Source organism: Saccharothrix stipae, from assembly GCF_054781895.1.
The window spans coordinates 938,102-955,355 of sequence record NZ_BAAGTN010000017.1 but is presented as its reverse complement, the minus strand read 5'-3'; the positions used below and the strand labels follow the sequence as shown (position 1 = coordinate 955,355).

Below are 17,254 nucleotides of genomic sequence, written 5' to 3'. Positions count from 1 at the left end.
CCTCCGCGCTTGCCCCAAGTCCCGCGCCAGCCGCAAAATCCGCGCCCACCCCGGCGCCGGCGTTCGTCCCGGCACTCACCGTTTGGTTGGTCACGCGACGCCCTCCTAACGTCCCCCGCATGATCGCGCGCACCCCCGAAGAGCTGCCCGCGCTGTTCGCCCGGGCCTTCAACGCCGGCGACCCCAGCGCCCTCTACGAGCCCGGCGCACGGCCCGATGAGCTCGCCGGACACCTGGCTCTCACCCAAAAGATGACTGTCAACCCCCGCAAGGTGATCACCAAGGGTGATCTCGCCTTGTTGATCGTCGACTGGCGCATCGGCGACGTGACCGGCACGGCGACCGACGTGGCGCGGCGCGGGCCCGACGGCGGTTGGTTGTATGCGATCGACAATCCGTCAGGCGTCGCGTAGGTACTCCAACTGCGCCCGCACCGACCACTCCGCCGCCGGCCACAGCGAACGATCGACATCCGCGTACACCGACTCCACCACCTCACGCGCCGTCGGCGAGCCGCCCAGTTCCGCCACCGCCGCCCGGACCTGCGCCAACCGCTGCTCCCGGTGCACCAGGTACCCACCCGCGGCAGCCACCACGTCCGGCAGTTCCGGCCCGTGCCCCGGCAACCCGATCGTGCCCTCCGGAAGCGTGGTCAGCAGCCGCAACGACTCCAGGTAGTCACCGAGCCGACCATCCGGGTGCGCCACCACCGTCGTCCCCCGACCCAGCACCGTGTCCCCGGTCAACACCGCGTCGTCCAACCGGAAGCACACCGAGTCGGCCGTGTGCCCCGGCGTCGGCAGCACCCGGATCGACAACCCCGCCGCCTCGATCACGTCCCCCTCCGCCAACCCCTGCCCACCCAGCCGGAACGCCGGGTCGACCGACCGCACCGGCGCATCCACCTGTCGCCCGAACGAACGCGCCCCATCCGAATGATCCGGATGACCGTGCGTCAGCAACACGACCTCCACCGGCGCCTGCTCCGCGATCCGCCCCAGGTGCACCGGATCCGCCGGCCCCGGATCGACCACCACGCACGACGACGACCCGGGCGCACGCAGCACCCACGTGTTCGTCCCCTCCAACGTCATCACCCCGGGGTTCTCCGCCAACAGCACCGCCGCCGTCGGCGTGACCTGCCGCAACACCCCATAAGCACTCACGGCACGACCACCCGCACCACGCCACCGTCCCGCACCAGCTTGGGGATCACCTTCGACACCGCCCGCGACTCCGACAACACCGCCGCCACCGACCCCAACTCGTCCAACTCCGCCAACGTCACCCAGGTGGGCGGCATCAACGCCCGCCGCCCCGCCTTCCAGTCACCCAACGCATCCGAGGGCCGCTGCCAGGCCGCGTCCGAAGCCTCCGTCGTCACCCCGTCCGCGCTCTGCCCGACGGGCAGCACCGCCACGAAGAAGAACGTGTCGTACCGCCGCGGCTCCTCCACCGGCGTCAACCAGTTCGCCCACGGCCGCAGCAGGTCCGCCCGCAGCACCAACCCCTCCGACGCCAGGAACTGCGCCAACGACAACTCCCGCGCCACCAACGCCGCACGCGCCGAGGCGTAGGCGGCCGTATCGGCCACCACCGACGACGAAGAAGGCCCGGCCAACAACACCCCGGACTCCTCGAACGTCTCCCGCACCGCCGCGCACACCAACGCCGTGGCCAACTCGACGGAACACCCGAACCGCTCGGCCCACCACGACGGCGGCGGCCCGGTCCACGCCACGGACGTGTCCGCGTCACGCCGGTCGACCCCACCACCGGGGAACACCGTCATCCCGCCCGCGAACGCCATCCCCGCCACCCGCCGCAGCAGGAACGCCTCCAGCCCGGCCGCACCGTCACGCACCAGCACCACGGTCGCGGCGTCACGGGGTTCGACGGGCGGACCGGTGAAGTCCTCCGGGATCACGCTCGCCGGCAGCACCAGTTCCTCGGGTAGTTCGCGCACGACCCGAGCCTACGAGGATCATCCGCATGTGGACACCACGCGCAAAGGCTGCCTAGTCAACGTCCTGCTGTTCGTCGTGGGCGCGATCGTGGGCACGGGCCTGACGGCCACGGCCGCCGTTCTCCTCTTCCTTCCCGGCACGTCCACGACCAGCACGAACGAGGGCACGCCGAACGTCTACGTCAAGGAGCGGTCCAGCCTCGTCGGCGGCACGGACCGCGAGGTCTGGCTCGGCCGGTCACCCGACCACGGGCACGTGGTCGGGATCCCCGACGGCTGGGACGACAGCCCCGACGTCGAGCGCCGACCGGACGGCGTCGAGCTGCGGTTCGACAACGGCGGCCGGATCTTCGTCCCCGAATCGACTTACATCGGTGGCCGATGAAAGGCAGGATGGGCCAGGTGGACGAACAGCTGCGCGTAGGACTCATCGGTGCCGGCCCCTGGGCGACCATGGTGCACGCACCGGGCATCGCCGATCACCCGGGCACCCGCCTGACCACGATCTGGGCCCGCCGGGACGAGGCGGCCGCCGAGCTGGCCAACGCCCACGGCGCGACCACCGCCAGGACGCCGGAGGAGCTGCTGGACCAGGTGGACGCGGTCGCGTTCGCGGTGCCGCCGCAGGTGCAGGCCGAGATCGCGATCAAGGCCGCCGAGCGGGGCAAGCACCTGATCCTGGAGAAGCCGATCGCGGCGAGCCTCGATGACGCCGAACGCCTCGCCGACGCCGTCGAGCGCAACGACGTCGCGTCCCTGGTGGTCCTCACCAAGCGATTCGCCCCCGAGACCCGCGAACAACTCGACCAGCTCCGGGAAGCCGGCGGCTGGGTGGGCGGCAGCGCGCGCTGGCTGACCGGGGCGCTCCTCGGCGGCCCGTTCTCCCACTCGCCGTGGCGGCACGAGCGCGGCCCGCTGGACGACATCGGCCCGCACGCGTTCGACCTGCTCGACGCGACCCTGGGCACGATCACCGACGTCATCGCGGCGAACCGGTCCGAGCACGGGCTGTGGCAGATCGTGTTCCAGCACGAGACGGGCGCGACCAGCGTGGCGACGATGACCATGACGTTGCCGCTGAACCCGGGCATCGCCGAGGTGATCGTCTACGGCGAGCACGGCCACCGGGTGCTCGCCGACCGCGGCACGACCGCGCAACAGGCCTTCACCAACCTGCTGGACGACTTCGTGGCCATGGTCGACAGCGGCACCACCGAGCACCCGCTGGACGTCCGCCGCGGTCTGCACCTGCAGCGGATCATCGACCTGGCCCGGCGGAAGTCCGAGGCGTGACGCGGCTCGGCCCTGCCTCCCGCTCCAGGCGGACGACAGGGCCGAGCCGGTGATCGGTCCCTAGCCGGGGTACTTGCCGTTGGTCGGCTTGGGCACCCCGTTGACGAACTCGGGCCCACCCGGCCACGACTGCTGCTCGCGCTGCGCCAGCTCCTCGTGCAGCTGCTGCAACAACGCCCGTTCCCGGTCGCTGAGCTTCGCGTCCACGGTCGGCGGCAGCTGCACGGCGGCCGGGGCCTGCCCCTCCGCCAACGCGGCCTGCAACGCGGCCAGGTCGTCCGGTCCGAGCTCCGTGGTCACCTCGGCCCGCGACAGCGGGTGGTCGTCCGGAAACGCGAACACCGGCGCCGGCGGCTCCTCGACCACGGGCGGCGGCTCGACCGGCGCCTCCTGGACGGGGATCTCCTCGACCCGGACGTCCTGGACGTCGTGGACCTCCTGGACGTCCTCGACGCGCACCTCGTCCACCCGCACGTCGTCCACCCGCACCTCGTCGACGACGCGGACGTCCTCGACCGGCTCGCGCACCGGCATCCGCTTCACCGGCTTGGGCGGGAACGGCTGCGCGCCCTCGTACGACTCGACGCGCGCCCGACGTGACTTGGAGCCGTTCTGGGGTTCGACAGGCACCGGTTCCGGCTCGACCACCGGTGCCTGGCCCCGCGGTTCACCGTCGAACCACGTGGCCGGGTCCGGTGGTGGCTGCGGGCTCGTGGAACCGGACGGGAAGAACACCTCACGCGCCGTCGTGACGGCCGCCGCGTGGTACTCGCCGAGCTGCGTGCCGACGGTCAGCACCTCGACCGCCGCGCGGATGCCCGCCTTGCGCAGCACGGTGTCCACCCGGTAGGCGGTGGCGGGGGCGAACCCCGACGGGCCGATGTCCACCAGGACGACCCGCTGCGGCAGCGGTCCGGGCGTCGCGCCGGCCGGGCTGGACCGCCACGTGGCACGCACGCCGCGCACGTCCGGCAGCACCGACACGGTCTTGCCCAGCACGTCACCGAGGCCTTCGGCCGGGTCGGACTCGACGCTGAACCGGTGCTTGACCACCGGCACCCGCTCGACCGCGAACAGCCGGTCCGCCAGCGCGCGGTCCGAGCGGACCTCGCCCAGCAGCCAGCCGACCTCGCGGCGCTCCTCCGGCGACACCGGGATGCGCCCGGCCAGCAGGCAGCCGACGACGAGCTCCACGGCTCTGTCCAGCTCCGCGACCGCCAGCAGCTCCCGAGCCTGGGTCAACGCGTCGTCGTCGACACGTCCGGCCAACGCCAACAGGAGGTCGTGTAAACGGACGGGGAGTCCCACTCCGTCGTTCGTCACGCCTGTTCTCCTTCCGGCTCGCGCGGGAGCGCCGAGCTCTATACGGGCACCAAGTGCCCGTCGGCGTCGGCGCCGGCGCACACCAGCTCCGATGCCGCCAACGCCGCCCTGTGGTAGGGCGGCAGGTCCAGTCCGGCGGGCAGGACCTCAACGCACGGGTCGTGCTCGCCGAGCGCCCGCAGCACCCGTTGGAGTTCACCGGTCAACCGGGCTTCGCCGGTCGTGGCGGTGACCAGGATCAGCCTCCTGGGTTCGCCCCCGCCCAGCCGCCACGAGGACCGGACTTCGCCGACCCCGAGGCGTCCCCGCAAGGTCGCTCCGAGCACCACGGTCGCGGAATCACCCATCGACACCCGATCGGGTGATTCCGGGGAGAAGGTGTAGCCGGATTCGGGCAGTTCGTCCAGCCCTTTGACCGAACTGATCGTGGACCGGTCGGCCCCGTGCGGCACGAGGGCGTCCGCCAGCAGCCGCTGCTCGTAGTCCGTCAACCCGATCCGGTCGTGCAGCAACGTGCGCGGCAGGGCCCGGGCGAGCACCGCGATGGCGTCCGTGGCGGCCCAGTCGCGGAACCTCCAGAGGAGGTCGTCCGGCATCCGCCCGGCCAGCCTCAGCAACAGCTCGTGGCACGTGTCCGACATCTCACTCCCCGATCTCGACGATCAGATCCACCTCGACGGGCGCGCCCAGCGGCAGCTCGGCCACGCCGACCGCGGCCCGCGCGTGCTGCCCGGCCTCGCCGAACACCTCGCCGAGCAGGTCCGACGCGCCGTTGATCACGGCGGGCTGGCCGGTGAAGCCGTCCGCGGAGGCGACGAAACCGGTCAGCTTGACGACGCGCACGACCTTGTCCAGGCCGACCAGCGCGTCCACGGCGGCCAACGCGTTCAGCGCGCAAGTGCGGGCGTGGGCCTTGGCCTCCTCCGGGCTGACGTCGCCGCCGACCTTGCCGGTGGCCGCGAGCGAGCCCTTGACGAACGGCAGCTGCCCGGACGTGAAGACCAGCTGCCCGGTGCGCACGGCGGGCACGTAGGCCGCGACCGGGGCCGCGACCTCGGGCAGCTCGACGCCAAGCTCGGCCAGGCGGGCCGTCCAGCTCATGCCTTGGGCCGCTTCAGGTAGGCGACGTGCTGCTCACCGCTCGGGTTCGGCAGCACGGTGACCAGCTCCCAACCGTCGTCACCCCACTGGTCCAGGATCGCCTTGGTGGCGTGGATCAACAGCGGGACGGTCGCGTACTCCCACTTCTGCATGAGCGGCAGCCTAGCGGGGTGCCGGACAGGGACACCCGGTCGAGTACCCCCATTCGTGTCAGGATCCTGTATACAATCTACAGAATCCTGTCCGCACCACGCTTGACGTCGGCCAAGAACGCGGAAAACGCCGCGGCGGGGAACACCAACGTTCCCCCATCCCGGTTTTTTGTATCCCGTACACCGGCGACACTCTCCGTCACCGCCAACTCGACGCACTGGGCGTCGGACGTGCTGTGGCTGCTCTTCCGCCACGTCGCGTTGATCACGAGTCTCCTAGCGTGTCCCGTACCGCTCTGATGAGGCCCACGGAGTCCTCCGCCGTGAGCGCCAGCCGGGCAGCGTCGTCCCACACGTCCGACAACACCCCGGCCTCCTCATCTTCCACCGATACGAGACCGGTCAGTGCCTCCACATAGGCCGTGAGCGGCTCGTCCGACTCGGGGAACTCCAGCAGGCTCAAGCCACCGACCTGGGCGCCGTAAGCACCCACCACGTACGGCAGTACCTGGATCGTGATGTTCGGCAGCTCCGCCATGGCGACGAGGTGGTCGAGCTGGTCCCGCATCACCTCGACGCCACCGACGAGCCGCCGCAGCGCCGCTTCGTCGACCAGCGCGTGGAGCTCCAGCGGCTGCTCACCCGACAGCAGCTCCTGCCGCTGCGACCGCTCGGCGGCGGCGTGCTCGTCCCAGCTGTCGCCGGCGATCCGCCGGTGCGCGGACCGCGCCACCGCCTCGGCGTACCCGGCGGTCTGCAACATCCCCGCGATCAGCGCCGGGTCCAGGGATCGCTCCCGCACGGCCTCCAACTCGTCCATCCGGAACCGCTTGTAGTCGGCGGGCAGGTCGCGGGCGTGCTCGATCGCGGACGGGTCGACGTCGGCGATCTCCCAGAGCTGCAGCGCCCGCGTCTTCTCCTCCGGGGTGGCCCCGATGACGTCGAGGACCATCGACAGCGTCGGCCAGCGCGCCAGGGCGTCGCCGGACAGCATCCGGACGATCGTCGGCCGGGACACCCTGGAGACCTTGACGACCTCGTCCACCTTGAGGCCGGACCTCTCCAGGATGGGACGGATGTGACGTCCGAGACGGCGCTTGCCGCGCGTCGAGCCGATAGCCATTCGATCACCCTAACCACTCTCGGTAACGATCGGTCGCCCGAACTTCACTCGTTCGATTTCACCGACTTGAACAAATCAAACTGTACTCTCAAACCATGGATGACATGGAAGTGATCGCGGAAGCGCCGAGGCTGTTCGCGATCGTCCAGGAGGACGCCGAGGACGGGTGGGTCGCGGCGTGGGGCCTGGACTTCGGGGACGGCTCGGCGGAGGTGACCGGACCGGGGGGCGGGCCGGGTCTGCGGATCTCGACCACGAGCGCGGAGCGGGCGCTCTGGTACTTCGCGATCGACAAGACGGCGCGGGCGCGCCTGGTGTGGGTGGAGAGGGAGGTGGTGCACGAGCGTCAAAGCGTGACGTGACTGGGCGATCACGCGGCGCTAGCTTGATCACGTGGAAACGTGGCGGATCGTCGCCACCAGCGCGTTCCTGCTGGGCGGGCTGGTGATGATCCTCGTCGGGATGGCGCAGGCGCGGGATCGCAAGGGCGCCAGGCGGGCCGACGTGATGCGGGCGTTGCTGATCGGGGCGGTGATCGTCGCGGTCGTCGCGGTGCTCATCGCGTACGTGCTGCCGTCGGTCGTGGCGTGGGGCGTGGTCGCGGCGACCGCCATCGCGGTGGTGTTCGTCACGATGATGGACTGACGTGACCGGATGGACCTCGGTCGGACCGGCCGCGGCGGGCGGCGTGCCAGGCGGCGTAGCCAGCGGTTCTCAGGGCAGCGCGCATAGGCTGATCTGGTGAACGGCTGGACCGACGAACTCACCCGCGCGCGGCTGCACGTGGTGACGGGCAAGGGCGGGACCGGCAAGACCACGGTCGCCGCGGCGCTCGCGCTGGCGCTGGCCACCGGTGGACGGCGCGTGCTGCTGGTGGAGGTGGAGAACCGGCAGGGCATCGCGCAGCTGTTCGACCGGCCGCCGCTGCCGTACTCCGAGGAGCGGATCGCGTCCGCGCCCGGTAGCGGCGAGGTGCGTGCGCTCGCCGTGGACCCCGAGGCGGCGCTGCTGGAGTACCTCGACATGTTCTACAACCTCGGCTTCGCCGGCCGGACGTTGAAGAAGATGGGCGCGATCGAGTTCGCCACCACCCTGGCGCCGGGCCTGCGGGACGTGCTGCTCACGGGCAAGGTCAAGGAGTGCGTGCGCCGCGTGGGCAAGACCGGGCGGCACGAGTACGACGCCGTGGTGCTCGACGCGCCGCCGACCGGGCGGGTGGTCCGGTTCCTGGACGTCACCAGGGCCATGGCCGACCTCGCCAAGGTCGGGCCGATCAAGGGCCAGAGCGACGGCGTGGTGAACCTGCTGCACTCCGGTGACACGGCGGTGCACCTGGTGGCGTTGCTGGAGGAGATGCCGGTGCGCGAGACGTTGGACGCGGTGGCCGACCTGGACGCCGCGGACCTCAGGCCGGGCGCGGTGTTCGTGAACCGGGTCAGCCAGCCTCGGCTGCCCGCGCGGTCGGTGGCGTCGGCGGCCGAGGGCCGGGTCGACGTCGGGCGGGTCCGCACCGGGCTGGCGGCGGCGGGCCTGGAGGTGGACGCCGAGGTGCTGGACGGCCTGGTCGACCAGACCGTGGAGCACGCGCTGCGGGTGCGCATGGAGGAGCGGGCGAAGGAGCGGCTGGCCGAGTCGGACCTGCCGACGGTGGAGCTGCCGGAGCTGACCGACGGGGTGGACGTGGCCGCGCTCTACGAGCTGGCCGAGGTGCTGGTCGGGCGGGGTGTGCGGTGAACCGGCTGGACGTGGACGCGTTGCTGGACGACCCGGAGACCCGGGTCCTGGTGTGCTGCGGGTCCGGTGGCGTCGGCAAGACGACCACGGCGGCGGCGCTGGCCGTGCGGGCCGCCGAACGCGGCAGGCGGGCGGTCGTGCTGACCATCGACCCGGCGCGCAGGCTGGCCCAGTCGCTGGGCCTGGGCGAGCTGGACAACCAGCCGCGGCGGGTCGTCGTGGACGGTCTGGACGACGACCACAAGGGCGAGCTGCACGCGATGATGCTGGACATGCGCCGCACGTTCGACGACATGGTGTGGCAGCACGCCGGTCGTGAGCGGGCCGAGCAGATCCTGGCGAACCCGTTCTACCAGACGATCTCCACGTCGTTCTCCGGCACGCAGGAGTACATGGCTATGGAGAAGCTCGGCCAGCTGGTCGAGCGCGACGAGTGGGACCTGATCGTCGTGGACACGCCGCCGAGCCGTTCGGCGCTGGACTTCCTGGACGCGCCGCAGCGGCTGTCGACGGTGCTGGACGGCAAGCTGATCCGGATGCTGTCGGCGCCCGCCCGTGCGGGCGGGCGCGGCATCCGCAAGATCGTGGGCGCGGGCTTCGGCCTGTTCACCAAAGCCGTGTCCACCATCGTCGGCGGCCAACTCCTGCAGGACGCCTCGACGTTCGTGCAGGCGTTCGACAGCATGTTCGGTGGCTTCCGGCAACGCGCCCAGGCGACCTACGAACTGCTGCGATCACCCGGAACCGGTTTCCTGGTGGTCGCGGCGGCCGAACCGGACGCGTTGCGCGAGGCCAGCTACTTCGTGGAGCGGTTGAGCGCGGAACGGATGCCGTTGACCGGCCTGGTCGCGAACCGGACGCACCCGGTGCTGGCCCCCTTGCCCGCACCCGGTGCGTTGGCGGCGGCGGACCGGCTGGAGCGCACTGGGGACGCTCCGCTGGCCGCCGCGGTGTTGCGGGTGCACGCGGATCGCGTGGCGGTCGCCGATCGGGAGAAGCGACTGCTCGCGCGGTTCACCCGTGCGCACCCCGGTGTTCCGCTGATCGGGGTACCCGCGCTGCCTACCGACGTGCACGACCTGGAGGGCCTGCACGAGATCGGTCGGCGGTTGGCGGGCGAGTAAGGGGCCCTGCTAACCGACCTTGGACTCCTCGTGGTGCTCCTGACGTGCCGTGTCCAGGAGCTCGTGCCAGGAGGTGACATCCGGGCGTCGCCGCAGCAACGCCCGCCGTTCACGCTCCGTCATTCCACCCCACACACCGAACTCGATCCGGTTGTCCAGGGCCTCGGCAAGGCACTCGGTGCGCACCGGGCAACCCAGGCACACCACCTTGGCCTTGCGCTGCTCCGCACCTCGGACGAAGAGCTGGTCCGGCTCCTCATCACGGCACGAGGCCTTGATCCGCCAATCCCCCTGCTGCATATCTCCCCCACCTCAGTTCACACAGTGTCCAGACTTCCCAAATCCGCCACACCCCTGCCGCGGATGCCGTAGGCTCACCATCGAGTGGTCGTGCCTTCGGCTGCTGTCTTGGACAGTGACGGACTGTAGAGCCTTCCGGTTCCACCTCCAACCCTGGGTTGCCCACCTGTTACCTGTCTTGAGTACGAGTACTCATCCTGGGTAATCAACTGTGCGCGATACGGATCACCTCTTCAGGTGCCGCGTACGCTGACCTGCATGCGAGCCAGGAACGGCGTGCTGAAACTGCTCGGCCTGTGTCTGCTGGCGGGGGTGCTGCTGGCAGGCATGTTGTTCCCTGTCGTGGGCTCGTTGGGGATGGTGTCCAACAGAGCCAGCGACACCGTCGACAGCATCTCCGCCGACCTGGTCGCCACCGACCCGCCGTTGATCTCCACGATCACGGACAAGGACGGCGCGCCGATCGCGTACCTGTACGACCAGTACCGCGTGCTCGTCCCGCCCGAGCAGATCTCGCCCACGATGAAGGCCGCCCTCGTGTCCATCGAGGACCGCCGGTTCTACGAGCACCAGGGCGTGGACTGGCGGGGCACGATCCGGGCCGGGTTGACCAACCAGTTCAGCGGTTCGGTCACGCAGGGTGCTTCCACGCTCACGCAGCAATACGTGAAGAACTACCTCGTGCACGTGGTCGCGCGCAACAACCAGGTGGAGCAGCAGAAGGCGCAGGAGCAGACGGTCGCGCGCAAGGCCCGTGAATGGCGCATCTCCTTGCAGCTGGAGCAGAAGCTGGGCAAGGAGGAAATCCTCGCCGGGTACCTGAACGTGGTGCCGTTCGGTTCGACGATCTACGGGATCGCGGCGGCGGCCCAGGCGTACTTCAACACCACCGCGGACAAGTTGACCGTGGCGCAGTCGGCGATGTTGGCGGGCATGGTCAACAGCCCGTCCGCGCTGAACCCGGAGGTGTTCCCGGAGAAGGCGTTGGAGCGGCGCAACCAGGTGATCGACAAGATGGTCGAGAACGACAAGTTGTCGCGTGACGCCGCCGAAGCCGCGAAGATCGAACCGCTGGGGTTGGCGGTGCCGGTGCGGACGCCGCCCAACGGGTGCGTCGGTGCCGGGCCGGAGCACGGGTTCTTCTGCTCGTACGTGCTGAACTACTTGCAGCGCAACGGTTTCAGCCTGGAACAGCTGAAGACCGGCGGTTACACGGTTCGGACCACTTTGGACCGCACGATCACCGGTCACGCCAAGCTCGCGGCCGAGGCGCAGGTCGGGAAGTCGACCGACGGGATCGCGAACGCGATGGCGGTCGTGCGGCCGGGCAAGGAGCGGCACGAGGTCGTGGCGTTGGTGGCGAACCGGGATTACGGGTTGAAGGCCGACCAGTTCCAGACCCAGTTCGACCTGCCGTCCGGGGTGGAGAACAAGTTCGGCGCCGGGTCGGTCTACAAGGTTTTCACCGCGGCGGCGGCGTTGGAGAAGGGCATGGGCATCGAGAACACGATCGCCACGCCGAATTCGCACGTGTCGCGGGTGTTCAAGGGCGGTGGGGACAAGTGCCCGCCGACGGGTGAGCCGAGCACCCGGTGGTACTGCCTCGGGAACGCGTCGTCGAACTACCCGCCGCAGATGTCGTTGCAGACGGCGTTGCAGACCTCGCCGAACACCGGGTTCGTGATCCTGGAAGAGCAGTTGGGCATGGACCCGGTGGTGGACATGGCGTCCCGGCTGGGGATGCGGGAGACGATGGCGACGAACATCGCGGGCGTGCGGCCGGACCCGAAGGCGAAGAACCGGGAGCTGCGGGTCTCGCAGACGGAGTTCTACAAGTCCAACGGTGGCAACGCTTCCTTCACGTTGAGCCCGGCGCCGGTGAGCACGTTGGAGCTGGCGAACGTGGCGGCGACGATCATGAGCGGCGGCGTGTGGTGCCCGCCGTCCCCGATCGGCCAGATCCTCGACCGCAACGGCGCCGCCGTGCCGGTCAACGAGGCGCCGTGCGAGCAGGTCGTGGCCGAGCCGTTGGCGAACGGGCTGGCGGTCGGGATGTCGAAGGACGACCAGGGCAGCGGCACCGCGGCCGCGGCGGCGCGCCAGTTCAAGTGGACGCGGCCGATGATGGGGAAGACGGGGACCACCGAGGACTACAAGTCGGCCGCGTTCATCGGCGCGACCCCCGACTTCGCCGGTGCCGTGCAGACGTTCAACGACGGTGTCGAGCCGCGCGGCATCTGCGTCAACGGCGGGCCGCCTCGCTTGTGCGGCAAGGGGGACATCTACGGCGGCACGGTGCCCGCGCGGACGTGGTTCGACACGATGACGAAGATCCACGACGGCCTACCGGTCCGCGGCATGCCGCCGGTCGAGGAGCGCTACCTCAAGGGCGGCAGCGAGATCCGCGTGCCGGACGTCGTGGGCCGCAACGTCAACGACGCCACCCGGATCCTCGAACAGGCGGGCTACAAGGTCTCGGCGCAGAACCGCAACTCCGAGCAGCCCAAGGGCCAGGTGGTCAGCCAAACCCCCCGCGGCAGCGCCCTCAAGGGCACCGTGGTCACCCTGATGGTCTCCACGGGCTACGTCCCACCACCGCAGCCGAGCGAGCCGCCACCCACCACCGAGTCCCCCAACCCGGGCCAAGGCCAACCCGGCCAGCCGGGCGAGCCGGGCCGCCCCTTCGACCCACCCCAGATCACCATCCCCACCGACCCCCCGCGCCGCTGACCCCCGGCCCTGCCGCGCCCCACCCGGCATCCCGGTGGCGGGCCTGCTGACGGCCCGGACGGCCACAGCCGTTGGACGTTCACGTCGGCGGCCGGACCAAGCGCCTGGTCGGGTCGTCCCGGTCGGGCGGTCGAGTCGGGGTGGGGCGGGTGGTCTGGGCGGTCGGGGGGTGGTTTCGGCGCTCCGCTGGTTTTCAACCGAGGTGCGGTAACCGTGTTTCCGTACATTTTCGGGCGATGATCACCCGATCGTGTACCTGCCCCGCCCCGTCGTCTCCAACGTTGCCCCGTACCGGTGCCCCGGTGCCCGCGTCTTGCACAGTCCGCGCAGAACCCTAAGCCAACTTGGCCTTCACCGCAGCGGCGACGCGGCCACCTTCCGCACGGCCCGCGACCTGGGCGTTGACGGCCTTCATGACCTGGCCCATCTGCCGCTGGCCCGGCTGCTCGCCGAGCTGCTCGGCCACCTGGGCGACGGCGGCGTCGACCAGGGTCGCCAGCTCGTCGTCCGACAGCTGCGCGGGCAGGTAGGCCTCCAGCACCTGGGACTCGGCCTGCTCCAACTCCGCCTGCTCGGTCCGACCGGCGCCGGCGAAGGCCTCCGCGGCTTCCTTGCGCTTCTTCACCTCACGGGTGATGACCTTGAGCACCTCGTCGTCGCTCAGCTCACGAGCGCTCTTGCCGGAGACCTCTTCGGTGGTCAGGGCGGCCAGCGTCATCCGCAGCGCGCCCGCCCGGACCGTCTCCCGGCCCTTGATCGCCGCCGTCAGGTCCGCCTGCAACCGCGCCTTCAACTCCGCCATGAGCCGGAACGGTACCGGGCGGCCCGTTCCGCCCCGAATCGGTCAACCCCCTACCCTCGACCATGTGAACACGCTGGGCCGAACGCTGCTTGCCACGACCGCCCTGGGCACCGCCACGCTCGCCTACGCGGCGGGCATCGAGCGGAGGCGGTGGACGTTGCGCGAGGCGACGGTGCCGGTGCTCGCGCCCGGTTCGTCGCCGCTGCGCGTGCTGCACCTGTCGGACCTGCACATGATGCCGGGGCAGAAGTCCAAGCAGCGGTGGGTCGCCGCGCTGGACGAGCTGGAGCCCGACCTGGTGGTGAACACCGGGGACAACCTGGCGCACCAGCAGGCCGTGCCCGCGGTGGTCCGCGCGCTCGGTCCGCTGCTGAGCCGTCCGGGTGTGTTCGTGTTCGGCAGCAACGACTACTACGCGCCGCGCCCGAAGAACCCGGCCCGCTACCTGATGCCGTCGGCGAAGAAGAAGCGGATCCACGGCATCCCGCTGCCGTGGCAGGACCTGCGTGCGGCGATGGTCGAGCGCGGCTGGCTGGACCTGACCCACGCGCGCCGCCGGTTCGAGGTGAACGGCCTGGAGGTCTTCGCCGCGGGCCTGGACGACCCGCACCTCAAGCGCGACCGGTTCGACGAGATCAGCGGCCCGGTCCCGGACGTGCCGCTGCGCCTGGGCGTGACCCACTCCCCGGAGCCGCGCGTGCTGGACCCGTTCGCCGCCGAGGGCTACGACCTGGTGCTGGCGGGCCACACGCACGGCGGCCAGCTGCGCATCCCGGGTTACGGCGCGATCGTGACGAACTGCGACCTGGACCGCTCGCGCGCCCGCGGTGTGTCGCGCTGGGGTTCGCACATGTGGTTGAACGTCTCGGCCGGCCTCGGCACGTCGCCGTACGCGCCGGTCCGCTTCGCCTGCCCGCCGGAGGCGAGCCTGCTGACCTTGGTTCCGCGTCCCGTCGACGCAGGTCAGGACGTGTCCGGCGCGGAAAGGGATACCCGGTTCGGAGTGGGCGGGAACGTCAGGTAGAGTTCTCCTCGTTCGATCCCAAGCCGGGGTGTGGCGCAGTTTGGTAGCGCGCTTCGTTCGGGACGAAGAGGTCGCAGGTTCAAATCCTGTCACCCCGACAAAGGTTAGTGCAGGTCAGGCCCCGTTCACGGTAGTTGTGGACGGGGCCTGATCCGTCAGTGGGCTGCACGGGAGCGCATGGGCGATCGGCAGCCGAATCCCTTTTCCGAGTGAGAGGTGCACCCAAGTGCGCAGGTCCGTTTCGTCCTTCACCGGGGTGCTGGTCGCAGCGCTCGCCGCGTTAGCGGTCGTCCCGACCGGCGCCTCCGCGGCGCCGCAGGTCTCGGCGGCCGGGTACGGCGTCCAGGCCACCGGTTGGACGGCCATCCCGTCCGACTACGCCACGAACCGCAACACGCCGACGTTCAGCGCCTGCCGCGTCGCCCAGACGCCCGACACGATCACGCTGAAGGTGCGGGCGAAGCGCCCGAACAACGTCGCGGTGTCGTTCTACGTCAACTGGAACACCCGGCGTGACTTCACCGGTGTCGGTGACAGCGCCTACGCCGCCGACTGGGGGCCCGCCGGTTACGCGACGGTCAGGTTCACCATGTCGAAGACCAGCTACCAGGCCATCAGCTGGCAGTCGTCCACCGTCGGCTACGGCTTCACCTCGCCGAAGCGGCCGCCGCTGGACACGCTGAGCTGCCCGTAGTCATGGGTTGGCGCGTCACGGTTGGTGAGACCGTGACGCGCGCTCCTCTTCTCCGGTGTCGGGTCGACGTCCCCGACCCGGTCACACGCCTCGCAGCGGCGGGTACGGCTGGTCCGGCTCGGGCGGTGCGTTCTGCTTGTTGAGGTTCCTGGCTTCCTGGAGTTGGTCCTCCAGGGTGACGATGCGGCACGCGGCGTCGAGGCCCATGCCCTGGTCGACCAGTTCCCTGACCCGGGAGGCCAACCGGAGTTGGTACCGGGAGTAGCGGCGGTGGCCGCCTGACGAGCGCTCCGGCTCGATCAGCTTCGCCTCGTCCAGGCTGCGCAGGAATCCCGGCGTGGTGCCGAGCATCTCCGCGGCTCTGCCCATCGTGTAGGCGGGGTAGTGGTCGTCGTCCAAGTTGTCCGCCGCTGGTCGCGGCTCGTTCGTTTCTGGGGTCATCGCACCTCCGCGCCACGAGGGGCCCCGGTGCCGTTGTCGGCACCGGGGCCCCGGGGTTTTGGGTTCCCACCATCCGGCCCTGAGGCCGGCTTACCGTATCCGCGTCATCCGCCGAACAGCTGCGGAGACTGCGAGGATCGCGTTTTCGTAACCGGAGACCACCTTCCAATCGTGCTGGACTGCGGTACCCGCCCGGCTCGACTTCAGCTCCCGGCGGGCTGTCCGATGGTGTGCAACCCGTCCCTTCTTCTCTGGTTACCGACTTGCCTGTCACCCACTCGACGGACGGCACCGGACTTCTCGCTTGCTCCGGCTCACCTCGCCGACCGTCCGGCCACCGCGCTGGAACCCCTTCCACTGATCGGCTCCGACGCGCCTGACCTCCTTGCCACTGCTCGCGCGGGTCTGTCGGCTCCGGGTGCGCATTGCCGTCCTGCATAAATCGCTTGCGCTCCCGGTACCGCACACGCCGACTGCCCACGCATCACGGGTAGTTCGTCATCTCCCGTGCCGATCGGACGTTCTCTCTCGTACAACGAGAACACTACACACGACGGCGTGCGAATGTCTACTCCAGCGATCATAGATTTACTCGTCCGAGGGACTCCGGCTACCTCACCTGCGGAGATGTCAGTCGCGCCCGCCAGATCTCCTCGCTGGGCCACTGCCGCGCCCACGCGGACGACACCTCGGGGTACTCGCGGTTCGCCGGGTCGGGCGCCTGGATCTCCACCAGGTCGTCCACGGTGAAGCCGGTGTCGCGCAGCAGCCTGAGCATCTCGCCGTGCGGCAGGGTGAACTCGGCGGACGTGCCGTGGTCGACGCGGCCCAGCCCGAACTGCGGGCGCTGCAAGGACGTGGACGCCGTGTCGCCGGGGCGGGTGCACAGGGCGAACAGCGGCGACCGGTGCAGGAAGACGAGGTGGCCGCCGGGCCGGAGCAGGCGGGCGGCCTCGGGGATCCAGCGGTACGGGTCGCACCACAGGGACGCGCCGTACTCGCTGATCGCCAGGTCGAACGAGCCGTCCTCGCGCGGCACCCGTTCGGCGTCGCCCCGCAGCAGCGGGAAGTCCAAGCCGAACTCGGCCTGCATCTCGCGGGCGGTGGCGAGTTGGCGTTCGGAGATGTCGATGCCGACGGGGCGGGCGCCGAGCCGGGCGAGCCAGGCGGACACGTACGCGGTGCCGCAGCCGAGCTCGATCACGTCCATCCCGGCCAGGTCCGGCGGCAGGACGGAGACCTCCGACTCGGGGGTGCCCCACAGCCCCCAGCACGGCTCGGTCCGCGCCCAGTGTTCGCGGGCCAGCGGTCCGTGCGCGGCGGCGGCGCTTTCCTCCCAGTGGCGGCGGTTGAGTTCCGTGTGGTCGATCATGCGCCCATTGGAGCGGGGGTCGCGCCGATCGGCCAGCGGTTAAGCGGCGGCCCGGGAGGTCCGCTCGGCCTCCCG

General features: G+C 70.4%; 22 protein-coding genes and 1 tRNA gene. 11 read left to right on the top strand and 12 right to left on the bottom strand.

Annotated features, from left to right (window positions below; all coding sequences use genetic code 11):
• Positions 1-119 precede the first annotated feature (119 nt).
• Positions 120-413 (top strand): YybH family protein, encoded by a 294-nt coding sequence (locus ACYVLT_RS32670; protein WP_461123981.1) that lies wholly within the window; start codon positions 120-122, stop codon positions 411-413.
• Here the strand turns inward: ACYVLT_RS32670 and ACYVLT_RS32665 are convergent.
• Positions 399-1,166 carry an MBL fold metallo-hydrolase gene (locus ACYVLT_RS32665; protein WP_461123980.1) on the bottom strand — a complete coding sequence of 256 codons (768 nt, stop codon included), beginning with the start codon at positions 1,164-1,166 and terminating at the stop codon, positions 399-401. The two genes, ACYVLT_RS32670 and ACYVLT_RS32665, sit on opposite strands and share 15 nt — an antisense overlap.
• Positions 1,163-1,966, bottom strand: a complete 804-nt coding sequence (locus ACYVLT_RS32660) for an NUDIX hydrolase (protein ID WP_461123979.1) — start codon at positions 1,964-1,966, stop codon at positions 1,163-1,165. The genes ACYVLT_RS32665 and ACYVLT_RS32660 overlap by 4 nt, the downstream gene beginning before the upstream one ends.
• A 28-nt stretch (positions 1,967-1,994) precedes the next feature.
• Between ACYVLT_RS32660 and ACYVLT_RS32655 the strand changes: the two genes are divergently transcribed.
• Positions 1,995-2,351, top strand: a complete 357-nt coding sequence (locus ACYVLT_RS32655; RefSeq protein ID WP_461123978.1) for a hypothetical protein — start codon at positions 1,995-1,997, stop codon at positions 2,349-2,351.
• Between the two features lie 8 nt (positions 2,352-2,359).
• On the top strand, positions 2,360-3,259 hold the full coding sequence (locus ACYVLT_RS32650) for a Gfo/Idh/MocA family protein (protein ID WP_461124170.1): 900 nt from the start codon (positions 2,360-2,362) through the stop codon (positions 3,257-3,259).
• Positions 3,260-3,319: 60 nt separating this feature from the next.
• Here ACYVLT_RS32650 and ACYVLT_RS32645 read toward each other — a convergent pair whose 3' ends face one another.
• The 6 genes from ACYVLT_RS32645 to ACYVLT_RS32620 form a co-directional block, all read right to left on the bottom strand.
• Positions 3,320-4,528 carry a hypothetical protein gene (locus ACYVLT_RS32645; protein ID WP_461123977.1) on the bottom strand — a complete coding sequence of 403 codons (1,209 nt, stop codon included), beginning with the start codon at positions 4,526-4,528 and terminating at the stop codon, positions 3,320-3,322.
• 92 nt (positions 4,529-4,620) lie between these two features.
• On the bottom strand, positions 4,621-5,223 hold the full coding sequence (locus tag ACYVLT_RS32640) for a hypothetical protein (protein WP_360454722.1): 603 nt from the start codon (positions 5,221-5,223) through the stop codon (positions 4,621-4,623).
• 1 nt (position 5,224) lies between these two features.
• A complete protein-coding gene (locus ACYVLT_RS32635; RefSeq protein ID WP_461123976.1) occupies positions 5,225-5,683 on the bottom strand; it encodes a RidA family protein in 459 nt (152 codons plus the stop codon).
• The gene (locus ACYVLT_RS32630) at positions 5,680-5,835 is read right to left on the bottom strand and encodes a hypothetical protein (protein ID WP_106616451.1); all 156 of its coding nucleotides are present in this window, start codon (positions 5,833-5,835) and stop codon (positions 5,680-5,682) included. Before ACYVLT_RS32630 ends, ACYVLT_RS32635 begins: the two co-directional genes overlap by 4 nt.
• 77 nt (positions 5,836-5,912) lie before the next feature.
• The gene (locus tag ACYVLT_RS32625; protein ID WP_461123975.1) at positions 5,913-6,104 is read right to left on the bottom strand and encodes a DUF397 domain-containing protein; all 192 of its coding nucleotides are present in this window, start codon (positions 6,102-6,104) and stop codon (positions 5,913-5,915) included.
• Positions 6,101-6,958, bottom strand: a complete 858-nt coding sequence (locus ACYVLT_RS32620; protein WP_461123974.1) for a helix-turn-helix domain-containing protein — start codon at positions 6,956-6,958, stop codon at positions 6,101-6,103. The genes ACYVLT_RS32625 and ACYVLT_RS32620 overlap by 4 nt, the downstream gene beginning before the upstream one ends.
• 95 nt (positions 6,959-7,053) lie before the next feature.
• On the opposite strand from ACYVLT_RS32620, the gene ACYVLT_RS32615 reads away from it, so the two are divergent.
• The 4 genes from ACYVLT_RS32615 (at position 7,054) to ACYVLT_RS32600 (ending at position 9,816) form a co-directional block, all read left to right on the top strand.
• Positions 7,054-7,320, top strand: a complete 267-nt coding sequence (locus tag ACYVLT_RS32615; protein WP_461123973.1) for a hypothetical protein — start codon at positions 7,054-7,056, stop codon at positions 7,318-7,320.
• A gap of 31 nt (positions 7,321-7,351) precedes the next feature.
• Entirely contained in the window at positions 7,352-7,603 is a 252-nt protein-coding gene (locus ACYVLT_RS32610) for a hypothetical protein (protein ID WP_461123972.1), read from the top strand.
• A 96-nt stretch (positions 7,604-7,699) separates the two neighbouring features.
• Positions 7,700-8,692, top strand: a complete 993-nt coding sequence (locus ACYVLT_RS32605; RefSeq protein ID WP_461123971.1) for an ArsA-related P-loop ATPase — start codon at positions 7,700-7,702, stop codon at positions 8,690-8,692.
• Positions 8,689-9,816, top strand: coding sequence for an ArsA family ATPase (locus tag ACYVLT_RS32600; protein ID WP_461123970.1), 1,128 nt, complete (start codon positions 8,689-8,691; stop codon positions 9,814-9,816). Before ACYVLT_RS32605 ends, ACYVLT_RS32600 begins: the two co-directional genes overlap by 4 nt.
• Before the next feature lie 9 nt (positions 9,817-9,825).
• Here the strand turns inward: ACYVLT_RS32600 and ACYVLT_RS32595 are convergent, their stop codons facing one another.
• Entirely contained in the window at positions 9,826-10,116 is a 291-nt protein-coding gene (locus ACYVLT_RS32595; protein WP_106616446.1) for a WhiB family transcriptional regulator, read from the bottom strand.
• A 258-nt stretch (positions 10,117-10,374) separates the two neighbouring features.
• Between ACYVLT_RS32595 and ACYVLT_RS32590 the strand changes: the two genes are divergently transcribed.
• Positions 10,375-12,846 (top strand): penicillin-binding protein, encoded by a 2,472-nt coding sequence (locus ACYVLT_RS32590; RefSeq protein ID WP_461123969.1) that lies wholly within the window; start codon positions 10,375-10,377, stop codon positions 12,844-12,846.
• A 334-nt stretch (positions 12,847-13,180) separates the two neighbouring features.
• On the opposite strand, the gene ACYVLT_RS32585 is transcribed toward ACYVLT_RS32590, so the two are convergent.
• Positions 13,181-13,648: a GatB/YqeY domain-containing protein gene (locus ACYVLT_RS32585; RefSeq protein ID WP_461123968.1), complete on the bottom strand. Its 468-nt coding sequence runs from the start codon at positions 13,646-13,648 to the stop codon at positions 13,181-13,183.
• A gap of 73 nt (positions 13,649-13,721) precedes the next feature.
• On the opposite strand from ACYVLT_RS32585, the gene ACYVLT_RS32580 reads away from it, so the two are divergent.
• From ACYVLT_RS32580 to ACYVLT_RS32570, 3 genes are all read left to right on the top strand, one after another.
• On the top strand, positions 13,722-14,672 hold the full coding sequence (locus ACYVLT_RS32580) for a metallophosphoesterase (protein WP_461124169.1): 951 nt from the start codon (positions 13,722-13,724) through the stop codon (positions 14,670-14,672).
• 24 nt (positions 14,673-14,696) lie between these two features.
• A tRNA-Pro gene (locus ACYVLT_RS32575) sits at positions 14,697-14,770 on the top strand.
• Between the two features lie 128 nt (positions 14,771-14,898).
• Positions 14,899-15,366 (top strand): hypothetical protein, encoded by a 468-nt coding sequence (locus ACYVLT_RS32570; RefSeq protein ID WP_461123967.1) that lies wholly within the window; start codon positions 14,899-14,901, stop codon positions 15,364-15,366.
• 81 nt (positions 15,367-15,447) lie between these two features.
• Here ACYVLT_RS32570 and ACYVLT_RS32565 read toward each other — a convergent pair whose 3' ends face one another.
• Both ACYVLT_RS32565 and ACYVLT_RS32560 read right to left on the bottom strand, forming a co-directional pair.
• The gene (locus ACYVLT_RS32565) at positions 15,448-15,807 is read right to left on the bottom strand and encodes a helix-turn-helix domain-containing protein (RefSeq protein ID WP_461123966.1); all 360 of its coding nucleotides are present in this window, start codon (positions 15,805-15,807) and stop codon (positions 15,448-15,450) included.
• A 610-nt stretch (positions 15,808-16,417) separates the two neighbouring features.
• Positions 16,418-17,179 (bottom strand): class I SAM-dependent methyltransferase, encoded by a 762-nt coding sequence (locus ACYVLT_RS32560; protein WP_461123965.1) that lies wholly within the window; start codon positions 17,177-17,179, stop codon positions 16,418-16,420.
• Positions 17,180-17,254 lie beyond the last annotated feature (75 nt).